The 16,413-nt window shown below is 46.8% G+C and carries 11 protein-coding genes and 1 pseudogene; 4 read left to right on the forward strand and 8 right to left on the reverse strand.

Features of this window, described 5'->3' with window-relative positions:
- The 8 genes and pseudogenes from H3H32_RS20940 to H3H32_RS20975 form a co-directional block, all read right to left on the reverse strand.
- Positions 1-2,028: a DUF3858 domain-containing protein gene (locus tag H3H32_RS20940; RefSeq protein WP_182457585.1), complete on the reverse strand. Its 2,028-nt coding sequence runs from the start codon at positions 2,026-2,028 to the stop codon at positions 1-3.
- 36 nt (positions 2,029-2,064) lie between these two features.
- A complete protein-coding gene (locus H3H32_RS20945) occupies positions 2,065-4,047 on the reverse strand; it encodes a DUF3858 domain-containing protein (RefSeq protein WP_182457586.1) in 1,983 nt (660 codons plus the stop codon).
- 137 nt (positions 4,048-4,184) lie between these two features.
- Complete coding sequence (locus H3H32_RS20950) at positions 4,185-5,891, reverse strand: GH39 family glycosyl hydrolase (protein WP_182457587.1); 1,707 nt, start codon at positions 5,889-5,891, stop codon at positions 4,185-4,187.
- A gap of 123 nt (positions 5,892-6,014) precedes the next feature.
- The gene (locus H3H32_RS20955) at positions 6,015-6,854 is read right to left on the reverse strand and encodes a glycoside hydrolase family 16 protein (protein WP_182457588.1); all 840 of its coding nucleotides are present in this window, start codon (positions 6,852-6,854) and stop codon (positions 6,015-6,017) included.
- A gap of 283 nt (positions 6,855-7,137) precedes the next feature.
- Positions 7,138-8,694 carry an aldehyde dehydrogenase (NADP(+)) gene (locus H3H32_RS20960; RefSeq protein ID WP_182457589.1) on the reverse strand — a complete coding sequence of 519 codons (1,557 nt, stop codon included), beginning with the start codon at positions 8,692-8,694 and terminating at the stop codon, positions 7,138-7,140.
- A gap of 59 nt (positions 8,695-8,753) precedes the next feature.
- A complete protein-coding gene (locus H3H32_RS20965; protein ID WP_182457590.1) occupies positions 8,754-10,001 on the reverse strand; it encodes an NAD(P)/FAD-dependent oxidoreductase in 1,248 nt (415 codons plus the stop codon).
- Positions 10,002-10,097: 96 nt separating this feature from the next.
- Positions 10,098-11,103 (reverse strand): annotated as a pseudogene (locus H3H32_RS20970) (4-hydroxyproline epimerase).
- 80 nt (positions 11,104-11,183) lie between these two features.
- Entirely contained in the window at positions 11,184-12,092 is a 909-nt protein-coding gene (locus tag H3H32_RS20975) for a dihydrodipicolinate synthase family protein (RefSeq protein WP_182457591.1), read from the reverse strand.
- Between the two features lie 134 nt (positions 12,093-12,226).
- Between H3H32_RS20975 and aat the strand changes: the two genes are divergently transcribed.
- From aat to lgt, 4 genes are all read left to right on the forward strand, one after another.
- Positions 12,227-12,835, forward strand: a complete 609-nt coding sequence (gene aat / locus H3H32_RS20980; protein WP_182457592.1) for a leucyl/phenylalanyl-tRNA--protein transferase — start codon at positions 12,227-12,229, stop codon at positions 12,833-12,835.
- 112 nt (positions 12,836-12,947) lie between these two features.
- The gene (proB, locus tag H3H32_RS20985) at positions 12,948-13,982 is read left to right on the forward strand and encodes a glutamate 5-kinase (protein WP_182457593.1); all 1,035 of its coding nucleotides are present in this window, start codon (positions 12,948-12,950) and stop codon (positions 13,980-13,982) included.
- Between the two features lie 2 nt (positions 13,983-13,984).
- Positions 13,985-15,235, forward strand: a complete 1,251-nt coding sequence (locus H3H32_RS20990; RefSeq protein WP_182457594.1) for a glutamate-5-semialdehyde dehydrogenase — start codon at positions 13,985-13,987, stop codon at positions 15,233-15,235.
- A 48-nt stretch (positions 15,236-15,283) separates the two neighbouring features.
- Entirely contained in the window at positions 15,284-16,294 is a 1,011-nt protein-coding gene (gene lgt / locus H3H32_RS20995) for a prolipoprotein diacylglyceryl transferase (protein ID WP_182457595.1), read from the forward strand.
- Positions 16,295-16,413: the final 119 nt, after the last annotated feature.

Raw genomic sequence — 16,413 nt, forward strand, 5'->3', positions numbered from 1 at the left:
CTATTTTTTATCCGCAATTACTCCCCGTTTCAAAACAACCTGCTCAGCATGCTTCGCTACAATTCGACTGAACAGTTCCCGTAACGGCCCGTATTCGCCAGCGTAGAACATCGGTTTGCGTAATAGAATCCGACTGATAACCTGGAGCTTGTTGCCGTCGTTTACAGAAACCTGATAAATAAATCGACCGCCATTTTCGGGTAACACCATAGAAACAGGTTTGGGCATTTCTTCGACTGTAAATCCCTGGGGCAATGTATAGGTGGCGATGAAGGTCTCTTCGCTCTGCACGCCAAAATCGACCGGATAAACCCGTTCTGGCTCTTTAAACGGATTAATAGTATGCGCCTGCGTAATCATAGGTCGGAAATAAAGGCGATCTCCAGCCCGGCCGCAGGCTTCCGGAATAGTTAATGTATAGTCTTCGTTGAAGGCACTGCTTTTAACTTCGGTTCCCGAAAATTCAGCCTTTTCAATTTGCCAGGCAGGCTGCTTTTTTCGAATACCATCCAGGTACTTCGTTTTCCCGTCAGTCGTAAACGATTTTCGAGCGCTTAGGGCATCGTACCCGCCATGCGAATGCCGAATTGTTCCGGATAACTCGCCGTCCTCATCCAGTGTAAATGTTCCTGTATAGGCTTCAATATCACGCTCTACCGGAACGAGGGACACAAAACGGGCTTTTTTCGAATCTACGAGTCGACCTGTCTGGTTCAGGCTATGGAGGGGCAACATACCTGGCACCAGAAAATCATCGGTTGCATCCAAAAGCACATCTTTTCCGCCAACCCAAACCTGCGCTACCACGTAGTTGAATTTCTTGATCAATGCATAAGCCTCATTGATACGCCCGTGGTCTCGGGTACTCAAAATCACCGGATTGGCGTCAATATCCATCTCCCTGAGTAGCGCAACGAGCATCAGATTAATGTCAGCCGCGTCGCCTTTTTTATTCTCAAATACTCTCCTTAAATCCTGTGAGGCTACCAATCCGGCCTCATTATTCCACTTGATATTTTTCTGAATGAACTCATACGCAGCCGTAATTCGCCCGAGTGTATCGGCATGCTGACTTAGCAATGTTTTGGCCGTTTCTCGAAGAAAACCAGCTCGTTTAATCTGACCACCAAAATCGGGATGCTCCAGTAGAGTACGATCTAGATCAGGCCAATCGACCGAGAAGTCCTGCGTTCGTTGTCCTGGCCGTTGATATCTGGCTAATTCAAAGTCAATTTTGGCCAGATAATCTTCATCGTTAATTACATAAGCCTCGTCGCGAAAGGCTGGAATATCTTTCATCGCAAACCGATAAGCAGATGCAGAAGCCCCATTCTCACCCGCAAACAAATCAACACTGGTCTTTTTATGTTCATTAACCAACATTAACAAGTAGCCACTCTGGAGCATCTTGTAATAAAAGTAATCGGGAATAGTAATCCGGTATTCGCTCCACTTGACGGGTATGTCCTGCTGGAATCGCCACGTACGCGGATTGTAATTCACGCTAAAAGGCGTATGACGCGTGTATCGGTATTCAATAATAGATCCTTCATGAACATTGGGAAGCGTGTATTTCTCCATCCAATACTCAGTAGACGCTTTCTCGGTAAAATGACCAGATTTGCTTAACGGATCAATCGAGATGTCTCCGTTGGCCTTATTATAGGTATAACCTTCAAAATTAGAGATAAACTCATGTTGACCAGAGGTACCTCGGCGAGTAGTGAGTTGAAGTGTAGCTCGGCCATAGGCGGATTTCTTACAGATTTTTGTCCGAACGTGGTGGGTAACGGTAAGCCATATATTACCAGACTCTGCTTCAAACGATGCTTCGCCATAATCATACAAGACTACGGCTTCAGCGGTCGAATCGGCAGTTGCGTTAACAAATTGATCTGGAGTTACGACTCCGAATTTGATCTTTGGAGCTGGATCAGCGAGTTTCTGGGCGAAAGCCAGCGTTAGGCCAGCAAGAAAAAATACAATGGTCAGCACCGAAAAACGGTAGCCAGGCTGGAGGGAGAACATGAGTGGTGGGAGAGATAAGTAAGCGTTAGTGAATAGTTATTTTTTTTCGGATATCCTCTGTTTGAGTACAACTGACTCTTTGTGTTTAGCAACAATCTGGATAAACAATTCTCGCAACGCAGGGTACTCGTTAGGATTATATATTGGCTTACGTAAGATAAAGCGACTGTTTACGCGCAGTTGATTTGTATCGATTGATACCTGATACAAGAATCGACCACTATTTCCGGGCAGTGCTATTGATACCGGTTTAGGTAGGGCTTCAACTTGAAAATCGTTCGGTAACACATAGGTTGCCGTAAAGGCTTGGTCAATAGGGGTTGTAAAATCAATAGGATATCGCCGAAAAGACTCTTTGAATGGGTTTTCCTGATAGGCTTCGGTTAACATCGGTTTAAAATAAAGACGATCCCCAGCCTTAGTGCAGGCATCTGAAATTATAAGTTTATAATTGACTCCGAAACTCTCCTCTGATTGATTTGTATCTGTAAACTTTACATCCTCTACCTGCCAGTCATTATGAACTTTATGAATTGCTTCTACATAGTTGGCCTGCCCAGCACTGGCTACTAATTTATAATTTATCCAGGCGCCATAACCACCATATGAGTTAGACATTGTACCCATTAGCTCGCCAGATTCATTAAGTGTAAATTGGCCTGTAGTAACTTCACTTAGTCGCTCTGTAGGAACCAATGATACAAATCGACTATTAGGAGGATTGATTAATCGACCTACCCCATTAAGACAATGAAAAGGTAACATTCCAGGCTTTATATATGGGTCCGTCGCATCTAACAATATCTCTTTCCCATCTAGTTGAACCAAGGCAATCACGCAATTAAATTTCCTAAACAATGCATGCTCTTCTACAATTGAGCCATGTAAACGAGTACTTAAAATGACGGGATAAGCCTCTATGTTAGCAGCTCGCAACAGGGCTATAAGGAATAAATTAATATCACCTGTATCTCCTTTTTTACTTGTTAAAAGTTGTTTTGCATCAAGACCCCAGATAGAGAATTCTTGATTCCAGGTCATGGTGTGTCGTACAAAATTATAAACCAATATAGCACGACTAAGCATATCTCCCTGGCTCGGGAATAGCCTCTCGGCCTGTTTTCTTAACCAGTTAGAAGGAGTAAGTCGATCACTGAAATCTATGTTAGTTTGTAGTCGTTTGTCGATCCCTTCCCAACTATACGCAAACTCTACATTAGCTACATTATTCAAATAATTAGGAGGTTCAAAATCAATTTTTGATATATAGTCGTCTTCATTGGAGGTATAACTTTCATGTTGAAACGCAGGCACATTCTTAATTGCACAGAAATGCTCTTCGGCATCACTTTGTCTTTGCCCCGGAATAAGACTGATTTTCACCGCCTTTGCTTCATCGATAGTCAATTTTAAAGAACCACTCAACAGCAATTTGTATGAATTACCCGGAAGAACAATTCGATATTGACTCCAATCAACGGGTATATCACGCTGAAACCGCCATGTTCGTGGATTACGATCTATATTGTAAGGTGTTCGGAGTGTGTATTTATAGTCAATAATTGACCCTTCTCGAACATTAGGCATCGTAAATTTTTCAATCCAATACGATTCTGTTGCCTTTTCAGTAAAGTGAGCTGATTTTATATCCAACTGGTCAGTTAATACATGCCCATCAACCAGATTATACGTATACCCTTCCAGTTCATCCATTTTTTCGTTTAGCGTTCCAACTCCCCGGCGAACAGGAAGTTGTACAGTTGCCCGACCATAGGCTGATTTTCGACGGATAAGGATACGGATATAATGTGAAAAAATGATCCAGCTTGCATCGACATTAACTTTAAAGGAAACATCACCTGCTTCATACAGCACCACAGCCTCAGCAGTGGAATCAGCAGAACGATTAATAAATTGATCAGGAGTTAATTTACCGAATTTGATGTCAGGTGGTGCATCAACGGGTTTCTGAGCAAGACCAAAACCACTCCAAAGCAGAAAACAGGCCGTAGTGAACACGGCCAATCGGTGGCAGGACAGGAAACTGAACATCAATGGTGGGTAAATTAAATTTTAATTAACGCGGCAAGATAATCGTTTCGTCAGATACCGCCAACGCCCAAAATGCAACATAGGATGTTATCTGCTATACGGTATTATTCCCACGAAAACTTCAGCAAAGACACGCCCTGACGAGGCAACTCCATTGTCAGATTTACAGCACCATCTTTCACCGTAATCCATTCGGGCGATGTGAGTAGTTGCAGTTGGCCTGCCTTTTCCAATTCAGCAATTTGTTCGGACGTTGGCGTTTTAGGGGAGCCCATCTTTTTCCAGGCTTCGTAGGAATTACTAAACTGCTTGTCGATCCGGTAATGTTGCAGCAGAACTTTGGCCCCCGGAATGCCTTTTACCTGCACAGTAACGGGGGCATCTGGCGCAGGTAAATTATCATCATGATAATTCCAGACCATAACCGAAGCCGTTTTCGAATCTTTCGTTGCAAAAGCATTGATATCATCTTCAGCCCGAACACTCTGATCCCGAATTCGGGCATAATCGTAGGCAAGGCCGCCTTTCACCGCCACCCGATTGCCCTGCATCATGCCAAACATCCGGAATACATTCAGCACCGGTTTATCGACGCCATTAGTCGCCAGATCGCGAAAACCCCGGAACCAGGCTTGATCTTCAAATTCGAAAGCCCAGGTAACAGCCCCCTCCAGATTAACCCCACGAGCCTGCGCCAGATCATATTTACGAGCAAACGAGGCCGCTGTATAGCTTGAATACATAGTGCCATTTCGATAGGCGTTCTGGGGATGCAAATCCTCCGAACAGGCCGCGCAGCCTTCGGGGTCAGATTCGCCAATGATAATTGGTAGATGTTTCAACGTTGGGTAAGAGGCCACAATTTCAAAGCCTTTGTCGATGTCTCGAAGCTGTGTGCCCATGTTCATCTGCACCGCTCCGTTCACCAGTTTTGGCGCCCCCTTGGCATGAAACGTAATGAAATCAATGGGTGTACCCGTTTTGCCCGTTACGTAGTTTTTGCCACTAACCACGTGATCCATAAAGGCTTTAAAAAACTTAGCCGATACATCCCAATTTGGGCCCGTCACTTCAGGACCGCCTACTTTAGCCGTTGGCAAGGCGCGTTTTACAGCATCGGCCGTGTAATCATAGAGTTTGATGTACTCCTCGGTTGTGCCTTTCCAGTAACTAATGTTGGGCTCATTCCACAACTCCCAATACCAGCTTTCCACTTCTTTCTGGCCATACCGACTTACCGAATGTTTGACCCATTGGTAAACCAGCTCTCCCCATTTCACATAGTCTTTCGGTGGATAGGCCCAGCCGGTATAAATATCATTGTAATTATCTCCGGGCTTCCAGTTGTGCCGATAGGGTTGTGGGTGCGTTGAGAGTGCCTCAGGCATGAAACCAATCTGGGCAATGGGCTTCATACCGCGCTCTATATACGTATCAAAGATTTTATCGACAATCGTCCAATCGTAAACTGGATTTCCTTTTTTGTCTTCGGTATACGCGTTGGTCGACCCCCATTTTAGGGCTGCTTTTCCATCGCCCGTAACCAGCAAGCTATGCGCCCGAACGTTGACTGGCACTTTGCTCAATTGCGAAATTTCGGTAAGCAGCTTCTTACCATCTTTCATGTAAGTGTAGTTCGGTTCGTCGTAGCCAAACCACGCCCAGATAGGTTTAATCGGTCCTTTATCAACAGACAAATCGACCTCGATGGCAACGGGCTTTTGCGGGGTAACTTGTGCCAAACTGGTATTGAGTAACCCAATGCTAAGTAGTGTGGAGAATAATCGAGCAATCTGGTTTTGCTGCATCATGAATTGGGAAAGCCTTATTAAAGTTATAGAACGCAGATTTTTATGATTCTTACGAGCAAGTATGATTTTCAATCTCACAGGAAAAATCATGACAAATCCAGACTGATCATAAGAATCAGCGGGCTATCGTTTCTGATAAACCCGCACATAATCAATCTCGTACCGGCTAGGAAATGAGGTTGTCGATGGGTCGCCCCCATTATCGCCACCAATGGCGAGGTTGACTAGTAGATAATGAGGCTGGCGAAACGGATTTATACTCGTTCCATCTTTATTGATGGTCTCCGAGAGCATGACCGTATTTAACAACGTATCATCCACATAGAGTCGAATGGCAGTCTCATCCCAATCCATACGCCATACGTGGAATTTCTTCGACCAGTCAGGATCGTTAAAAGAAGCCATTGGCTTTTTAGTACTGCGCCATTCAGCGGTGTAGCGTTTACCGGTTGCCCAGGCAACATTGGCCAGTAGCATATTCCGATAATACTCCATAATGTCGATTTCTCCGTTGGCAGGCCACTCGCCTTTCACGCCCAAAGTCCAGAAAGCAGGCCACAAGCCGGACTTGGTTTCAATACGTCCTCGCATCTCAAACCGACCATATTGCCAACTATGCAACCCATTGGTATGCAAGCTGGAAGACGTGTAGTCAATAGTTGGCCTGTTGGTTTGCCAGTTAGAGCTGTTAGCCTGATACGTTGGATTGGGCTTTTGTTCGCGACGCCCTTCAATGATCAGAAAGCCATTTTCGCAGAAGGCATTGTCTGGCTGATACCACTGGATTTCATGATTTCGGACAAAGCCCGTTTCAAATTTCCAGTTCTTCGGATTTGGCGGTCCAGCCGTTTCAAATTCATCAGCCCAAACTAATTTCCAGTCTTTATCTGATTGAGTCGATTGACCAAAGCTGTTGAAACAACCGATTATTAGAAAAGCCCAAAGAAAGGATAAGCGACCCATAAGTAGTTGATTCGTTTTAAACACATAGATCCCGCAACGCCGAACCGCAGAGAACACAGAGTTTTTAATCGAAGCCGTTTAAACTTTTCTTGTTAAAGAAAAATGGGATTGCTTTTTGTCATTCCGACGACAGGAGGAATCTCAAGCCTCCTATTAGCCAAACTTGAGATTCCTCCTGTCGTCGGAATGACAAAAAATGCTTCGATTTCAACAGAAATAAGAAAGTTTAAACACCTTAACTAATAATGATAGAACTCTGTATTCTCTGTGGACATATATATCATTACGCATTCACGCGTTTGCCATCAACCAAGCGCCAGATGTTCAGCGGATTGGCCGCTTTCAGTTCGTCGGGGAGCAGCGCATCGGGGAAGTTCTGATAGCAGACTGGCCGGGCGAAGCGCAAGATAGCATTTGTACCAACCGACGTCGAACGGGAATCGGTTGTAGCCGGATATGGGCCGCCATGTTGCATAGCATGACTGACTTCAACACCCGTTGGAAAACCGTTAATCAACAACCGACCTACTTTCTGTTCCAGAATTTCGAGGAGGTCGGCATACTCCAGCAACTCGGCATCAGTGCCCCATACTGTAGCCGTCAGATGGCCTTCCAGCCCACGTGCTACGGCCAGTAATTGCTCACGGCCAGTTGCTTCGACTAGAACACTGCTTGGTCCAAAGACCTCTTCGGCAAGAACCGGGTTGGCTAGCAAAGCTTCGGCAGAGGTTTTCAGAAGCGTTGGCGTACCATTAGCAAAACTCTCCGTTGAGGTAGCTTGCCCAACGATTTCTACCCCTTCGGCAGCCGTTAATTTATCAATACCTGTTGTAAACGCTTTTTGAATACCCTGCGTGAGCATCGTTGCGGGTTGGCTATTGGTTATACCTTGAGCCGTTGCTTGTATAAACGAGTCGGCCTCTGCCGATTGCTCAACTACAGCCAGACCCGGATTCGTACAGAATTGCCCAACACCCAGGGTAATCGACCCCACAAAGCTCTGAGCCAGTGCACCACCTTTTTCTTTAAGTAATTGAGGAAGAAAGAAAACAGGATTCGTACTACCCATTTCGGCATAGACAGGAATCGGTTCAGGACGGCGGGATGCCGCATCGAACAAGGCTTTCCCACCCCGGAATGAACCCGTAAAACCAATAGCTTTAATAGCCGGATGCTCTACAATAGCCATTCCTACAGCTATCGTTCGTCCCTGCACCAGCGAAAATGTGCCAGTGGGTAATCCACAGGCAACAACGGCCCGACTAATGGCATCGCCAACCAGTTGCGACGTACCCGGATGAGCCGGATGTCCTTTTACAACAACTGGGCAACCTGCAGCCAACGCAGATGCGGTATCACCACCTGCTACCGAGAAAGCCAGCGGAAAATTACTAGCACCAAATACGCCAACAGGTCCCAGCGGACGCAGCATCTGCCGCAAATCAGGACGAGGCAAGGGTTGGCGATCGGGCAAAGCAGTGTCGATGCGGGCTTCTACCCAGGAGCCTTCACGCAGGTATTCAGCAAACAGGCGAAGCTGGCCAGTTGTACGGCCACGCTCACCCGTCAGGCGAGCCAATGGCAAACCAGATTCTGCTTGTGCTCTCGTTAATAATTCGTCACCCAGCGCTTCGATTTCGGAAGCAATTTTTTCCAGGAAAGCGGCTTTCTCTGCGCCCGATTTCTTACGGTACTCTGTAAACGCTTCGGCAGCTCGCTCACAGGCCTGTGCCACTTCGTTCGTGGTTGCTTCGTTAAATTGACCTGGCAATGACTCACCAGTAGCTGGATTGATGCCTTGAAATGATTCGGTAACGGGATTTGTTAGGGAGTTTGTCATAACGACAGGCAGGAGTTATAAATAGATTGGGGCAAAAGTAGCCTGTTTTCGGGAATAGCTTACCCAAAACGTTCTGGTTTAAAAGCGACAATATCCATGCTTCTAACCGAATTGGTCAACAGTTCGCTCACTAATTTGCCAGTGGCAGGTCCTAAACTCAATCCCATCATGCCATGTCCTGTGGCCAGCACAACATTGTCATAACGCTCTGGTCGACCAATGTACGGCAAGCCATCGGGTGAGCAGGGACGCAAGCCACGCCAAACCGTATCGACGGCTGGCATACCAACTGTTATGTCTGGGTAATAATTGTTGATCGACTGAACGATACCACGTACCCGATTCATATTTACCGTCATATCGGTGCCAGCTACTTCGAGGGTTCCCGCGAAACGGAGATCGGCTCCCATAGGCGTCGCTGTAGCACGGGCTTCGAGCATGATGGCCGGTACCCGAACATTATTCGCTATGTTCCGAAGCATAAAGCTGTATCCTTTTCCGCCCTGTAAGGATAGGTTTATATCCAGTTGCCGCGCAATTGTGGGCGACCATGCTCCACCCGCCACAACAACTGCATCAACAGCATAATCACCCTGCGATGTATGCACAGCTGTTACTCGTGAACCTGTTTTTACGAAGCCCGTAACGGTATGATTTTCCAGTATGGCAACGCCAGCCTGACGCAGATAAGCGACCAACGACCGAATCAATTCGTTCGGATTCAGATGGGCATCACCTGGATAAAAAATACCTCCCCGTACATCGACGCGTGTATCGGGCTCCAGATCCTGCACTTGCTGACCGTTAAGTTGCCGTGCTTCGATACCGGCATGATTAGCGACTTCAGCTTCTTCGGCCATTTCGTGTTCGGCCGATGCGGTTTTGTAGAGCATGAGTAAACCTCGCTCCTGCCATTCAAAATCCAGATCGCCATTAGCCGCCAAATCCTGATACAGCGTTTTGCTCAATAAGCTGAGGTCACGCAAGACAGGAATCGAACGGTTAACATGTTCGGGTGTCGAATGGCGATAGAAGAGCCAACCCCAGCGCAGCAAATCGGCGTTCAGGCGTGGTTTGACATAAAATGGGCTGGTCGATTTCAACATCCAGCGCATTCCCTTGGCAATCATACCCGGTTGGGCCAATGGAATAATGTGACTAGGTACAATCATACCCGCATTACCAAACGAGCAGCCATCGGCAATAGGCCCCTGATCGAACAGCGTTACCCGATGTCCGGCTTTATGCAGATAATAAGCCGAACACAACCCAACAATGCCTCCCCCTACGATACCAATATGTGACATTGATACAATGATTGAATGATAGAGTGATTAAATGATAGAATAAAAATTGTCGACTTAAGAACCATTCAGTCATTCTATCATTTAATCATTCAAAACTTAGATTACCTGAAAACCAGACACGTACGGATCGTCTTCGTCGAGAATAATGTGATTGTAACCGTGAATACGGGCCCAGCCTTCAATGCTTGGCACAATGGCTGGTCGATTGGCCAATTCAGTTTCCTGCTCGATACGTCCGTTGAAAATTGACCCGATGATGCTTTCGTGCACAAATGTATCGCCCGGTTTCAGTCGCCCCTGTGCATACCACTGCGCCATTCGGGCTGATGTACCGGTTCCACAAGGCGAACGGTCGATGGCTTTGTCACCATAGAAAACGGCATTTCGGGCGGTCGAGGCTTCTTTCAGCGGCTTACCCGTCCAGAGAATATGGCTCAGCCCGTTGATTGTCGGATTCTCGGGATGCACAAACGTGTATTGTTCATTCATCCGTTGACGCATTGTCCGCGCCCAGCCGATAAGCTGCTCCGCTTTGTAATGCTCCAGACCGGGGAAATTGGGCTGTGGATCGACAATTGCATAGAAGTTTCCTCCGTATGCCACATCGACAGTGAGCGTACCCAGATCAGGGCATTCAACGGTCAGTTTTTCGGCGGCCAGATAGGATTTGATGTTCGTAATCTTTACCGACGTTACCTTACGCCCTTCCTGCTGGTACTCAGCGCGAACCAGTCCGGCCGGAACTTCCAGATTGAGAACGCCCGGCGTTTTGGGCGTAATCAGGTTTTGTTCGATGGCCACCGTTACGGTACCGATAGTCCCATGTCCACACATTGGCAAACACCCCGAAGTCTCAATAAACAACACACCCGCATCATTCGCCGGATCGGTGGGCGGATAAAGAATACTCCCCGACATCATATCGTGGCCACGCGGTTCAAACATCAGACCCTTCCGAATCCAGTCGTAATCGCGCAGAAAATGCTGACGTTTTTCGCTCATGTTTCCGCCCTGCAAAAACGGAATACTCCCCCCCCGTAACCACCCGAACCGGATTGCCACAGGTATGCGCATCAATACAGAAAAAATGGAATTCAGCCATGTTAATGGATAATGTAAAATGAATAATGGCTAATGAAGAGGTTCATTTGATGTATGTCATTATGCATTGCACATTGTTCATTATACATTAATCATTGGACGCTTCGCCAAAGCCGTTTGAATCACCTCCAGTACCTGCTCGCGCTCGGCACCGATTAGGGGTAACCGTGGTGCGCGTACATACTCTGAACCCAGACCGGTTGCTGTAGCAGCCAGCTTAATATATTGGACTAGTTTTGGATGAATGTCCAATTCGAGGAGCGGCATAAACCAGCGATAAATCTCCAGTGCTTCGGCGATTTGGCCTGCTTTGGCTAATTCATAAATAGCAACGGTTTCTACAGGAAACGCATCGACCAGACCACCAACCCAGCCATCGCAGCCGAGCAGCAGTGCCTCCAGCGCCAGCGTATCGACACCGCCCAGCAGTTTGTAACGATCACCAAAGGCATTCCGCATTCGGGTTACGTTCGTCAAGTCACGCGTCGATTCTTTTACGGCCTGAATGTTAGGCAATTCGGCTAGTTCCTGAAACATGGCTACGGTTGTCATGATCTTGTAATCGTACGGATTATTGTAGATCATGATCGGCAACGACGTTTCCTGCGCTATTGATTTAAAGTACGTAACCGTCTCACGGGAATCGGCGGGGTACCGCATTGGTGGTAGCAGCATAAGTCCGTCGGCACCGTTGGCTTCCGCTTCATGAGCACGGGCAATTGCTTGTTTCGTAGCCTGTTCTGCGATATTTACCAATACAGGCACTTTTCCATCACTAACGGCCAAGCCAGACTTTAAGAGTTCGATTCGTTCCTCATTCAGCAGTGTGCTGGCTTCACCCAGAGAACCACCAATGATAAACCCATGTACACCGGCATCGAGCTGAGCATGCAGATTTTTTTCAAAAAGAGGCAGATCGAGTTGATCATCGGCCGTAAATGGAGTCAATAACGCGGGATACACACCTTCCCATTGCACAGAGACGTTCATGCGGTATAGTTGGTTGATTAAATTCAGTCGATCAAAGTTCTGTATTTCAGGTAAAATGCAAATACCAAGAATTAGTATATTGTGGTACTATTTTCACCTTTTCTATATTTGTATACGACACATTTACAGTTTTCATGAATAAGCTAACCGCTGATGACCTGATCTACGGGTACATAAACGGGATTTTCCCAATGGCCGATGCCGACGGTACGCTTTATTGGTATGCCCCTGATCCTCGGGCCATTATTCCTATCCATAGTTATAAACCAGCTAAATCACTTCGCCCGGTTCTGAACCGCAATCAGTTCGAAATCCGCGTAAATACAGCCTTTTCTGACGTCATGCGCGCCTGTTCGAAGCCTCGCTCGGAAGATGATAGCGTCTGGATTTCCGACGAAATTATTGACGCCTACACCGAATTACATCACATGGGATTGGCGCATAGCGTTGAGACGTATATAGACAATCGGCTGGTAGGTGGTTTATACGGCGTGGCACTGGGCTCGGCTTTTTTCGGTGAATCGATGTTTAGTGCCGTTAGTAATTCCTCTAAAGTAGCCTTCCATAATTTAATCCTGATCCTACGCCAGCAAAAGTTTACATTGCTTGACACACAGTTCATTAACGATAACGTTCGGCGATATGGGGCTATTGAAATTCCCAAAGCCGACTACTTACGGCAATTAAAAACAGCCCTCAAGCAAAAAGCCCGATTTGCCGCTCTGATACCTGAAAAGGTTTAGATAAATCACGGTTTTCGATATATGGTTTTCGGTTGCTGCAAGTTGGACTTACCCAGCCTACCGAAAACCAAAAACCGTATACCCAAAACGGTAAATCCCTATCTTTGCCCGCATGTCAAAACCCGTTCTTGTCCTGAAGTTTGGGACTGCTTCGATTACAAAACCTACCGGTGAGCCCAATGAGCCCGTTATGGTCGATATTGCCCGACAGGTGGCTGCGCTGCATCCTCACTTTCGTATTGTGCTTGTTTCATCGGGGGCAGTGGGGGCAGGAAAGTCCCTAATTCGTGATTATAAAGGCGATATTACCCAGCGCAAAGCCGCTGCGGCTGTCGGTAATCTTCTGTTACTCAATCAATATTCTCGTTTCTTTTCCATATACGGCATTTCCATTGCCCAAAGCCTTTGCGAGCGTCATCACTTTGCTAGTCGCGACCAGTTTCTTCAATTAAAGCAGACGTACGAAGAATTGTGGGCCAACGACCTGATTCCGATTGCCAACGAAAACGATGTAGTTAGCAATCGTGAATTGAAGTTTTCCGATAATGACGAATTAGCAACGCTTATCGCTGTAGGCTTCGGGGCAGAAGCGTTGATGCTTTGTACATCGGTAGGCGGTTTATTAGACGCCAATGGGACGATTATTCGGCAGGTTGTGGAGTTCGACGAAAGTGTATTTGGCGTTGTCCGGACCGATAAGTCATCGTTAGGTTTGGGTGGCATGGCCTCTAAATTAACGTTCGCCAAACTCGCTACCCGAATGGGCGTTCGTGTCGTTATTTTCGGTCTAAATGAACCAGATGGTATCGGTCGGGCTTTACAAGGGGAAATAGGTACTGAGTTTACGCCCCATCCAATAGCCCCCTCTGCGCGAAATCGATGGTTAGCCAGCGGTAGTTTAGCCGTTGGGCGTGTACAGATTGATGCTGGTGCCGTACGCGCGTTGAAACAACGTAAGAGTTTACTGGCAGTGGGCGTACGAAAAGTGCTCGATGAATTTACAGCTGGCGAAATGGTGGATATTTTAGATGAAGACCAGGAAACGATAGCTGTAGCCCGAGCGCGAATTTCGTCGGAAGAATTATTGCAACAGCTTAATCAGCAAAATGTTGAGATTGCCAATGCGAATGATATTGTACTTTTGTAATTATGACTCCAATTACGCCACTTCTCCAGGCTACTCAGCAAGCTGCAGCAGCCGTTCGGCGGCTTAGCCCCGCTGAAAAAACTGATTTACTCAATCGGCTCGCCGATGTTTTGGCAGAACATACTGCCGAAATCGTTGCTGAAAATCAGAAAGACCTCGATCGAATGCCGGCAACCGATCCTAAATACGACCGGCTTAAACTGACTGAAGCCCGCGTAGCTGATCTTTCGAAAAGTTTACGTGAAGTGGCTATATTGCCCGATCCGGCAGGGGAAGTTATTTTTGAACGTACCATTGAACAGGGGTTACAACTCAAGAAAATTGCTGTACCGCTGGGCGTGGTAGGCGTTATTTACGAAGCTCGTCCAAACGTAACGGTCGATGTTGCGTCGTTGTGTCTTCGTTCTGGCAATGCCTGTGTGCTAAAAGGTGGTAAAGAAGCCGATTTCTCGAACCGATACCTGATTAGTCTGATTCAAAGCGTACTCGTTGAGTTTGGGGTACCCAAAGCCGCCGTGACCTTGCTCCCACCCGACCGGGCGGTTGTCAATGAGTTACTCACGGCTACGCGTTACGTAGACATCATTATCCCACGTGGTTCGGAATCACTGATTCAGTTTGTGCGTAAAAACTCACTGGTACCCACGATCGAAACGGGTGCTGGCGTTTGCCACGCTTATGTTGAACAAACTGCTGATTTAGATAAAGCAGCCGCTATTGTTGTGAATGCCCGGGTTTCGCGCCCATCGGTTTGCAACTCCCTCGACTGTGTGTTGGTTGACGAAGCCATTGCCGAGCGTTTCCTGCCTATGCTAACTGCCGATTTCAACAAGTGGAACGTAGAAGTTTTTGCCGATGAGCCGTCTTATGCCATTTTCGAGAAAGCGGGCTACACAAATCTGCAACACGCTCAACCTAAAGACTTCGGCCGCGAGTTTCTGGATTATAAATGCGCCGTGAAAGTTGTGGCTGATCTGGATGAAGCGCTGTCGCATATCCAGGCGTATTCATCTCGCCACTCCGAAGCGATTATCTCTCAGGATCAATCACTTATTAACCAATTCCTACGCGAAGTCGATGCAGCTGCCGTCTACGCGAACGCGTCGACCCGCTTCACCGATGGCGGTGTCTTTGGCCTAGGTGCTGAAATCGGCATTTCGACCCAAAAGCTCCACGCTCGCGGCCCATTCGCGCTGGAGAAACTCGTAACGGAGAAATGGATTGTTGTGGGCGACGGGCAAGTTCGGTGGTAGTGCGTTGACTATTTATTGGCCTAAAGGACAACTTATATACCCGAGAAAATGCTTCAATACATCATCTGGAATGTTGATCCCGAAATCTTTCGTATTGGCTCCTGGCCTGTGCGCTGGTATGGTTTACTGTTTGCTACTGGCTTTTTGCTGGGGGTTCGGGTTATGAATTACATCTTCCGGATCGAAAAGAAGCCGCTCGCGGATCTCGACCCGCTGCTCGTTACAATGGTGCTTTCGACGGTTTTGGGTGCTCGATTGGGTCATTTTTTATTTTATGAGCCCTACATGTTCATTCAAAATCCGTTGCGCATTATAACACCACCCTTCGACGGATTGGCTAGTCATGGCGGTATTATAGGCATCATTATTGGCCTTTGGCTTTATACCCGTCGCCAATCTAGCCAGATGAGTGGTCAAACGTTTCTGTGGGTTATTGATCGCATGTGCATTGTGGCAGCTTTAGCGGGGGCATTTATTCGGTTTGGAAATCTAATGAATTCCGAAATATTCGGAAAGCCGACCAATGTCCCCTGGGCGTTTGTCTTTCTGAGAGATCATGAGTTCAGCCAGGTTCCCCGGCATCCTACACAGGTATACGAATCCCTCTCCTGTCTACTTCTTTTTGTTGTTTTATTTTGGTATTGGAAAGCGTACAGAAATCAATCAGCACCCGGCACCATGCTTGGTATAGCCTTAATTTGGGTATTTGGCTTACGATTCGTTTGGGAGTTTTTCAAAGAAAACCAGGTGGCCTTTGAGGACAGTATGAGTTTCAATATGGGTCAGCTACTAAGTCTCCCAGCTATCCTCTTAGGTCTGGTTTTACTTTTACGAAACTTTATCAGACCTGCTTCATTAATTCCCGTAGCCCTGGTTATTCAGTCATCAAGTCTTTGTTATCAATGCGATTATCAACCAACCTTACCTTCTACCAGCAAGGTCGATTCTAACAATTGTGAAAATTTAATTGCGACTAAGCGACTCGTTAACCCAGGACATTTCCCAAAGCGTATAACAGCTACAAAAAGGTCTGCTTCTCAATCGAATATATTAGTGTAACAGGCTAATACATTCGAGAAGTATTACAATCTGCAAGCTGAGATTACATCTTATTAAAGTCCGGTTGTTATGGCAAGTTGATTGCTAGTAGTAGGCAATTCAATACCCATACCAGCCTC

The sequence above is a fragment of the Spirosoma foliorum genome (genome assembly GCF_014117325.1).
Taxonomy (GTDB): Bacteria; Bacteroidota; Bacteroidia; order Cytophagales; family Spirosomataceae; genus Spirosoma; species Spirosoma foliorum.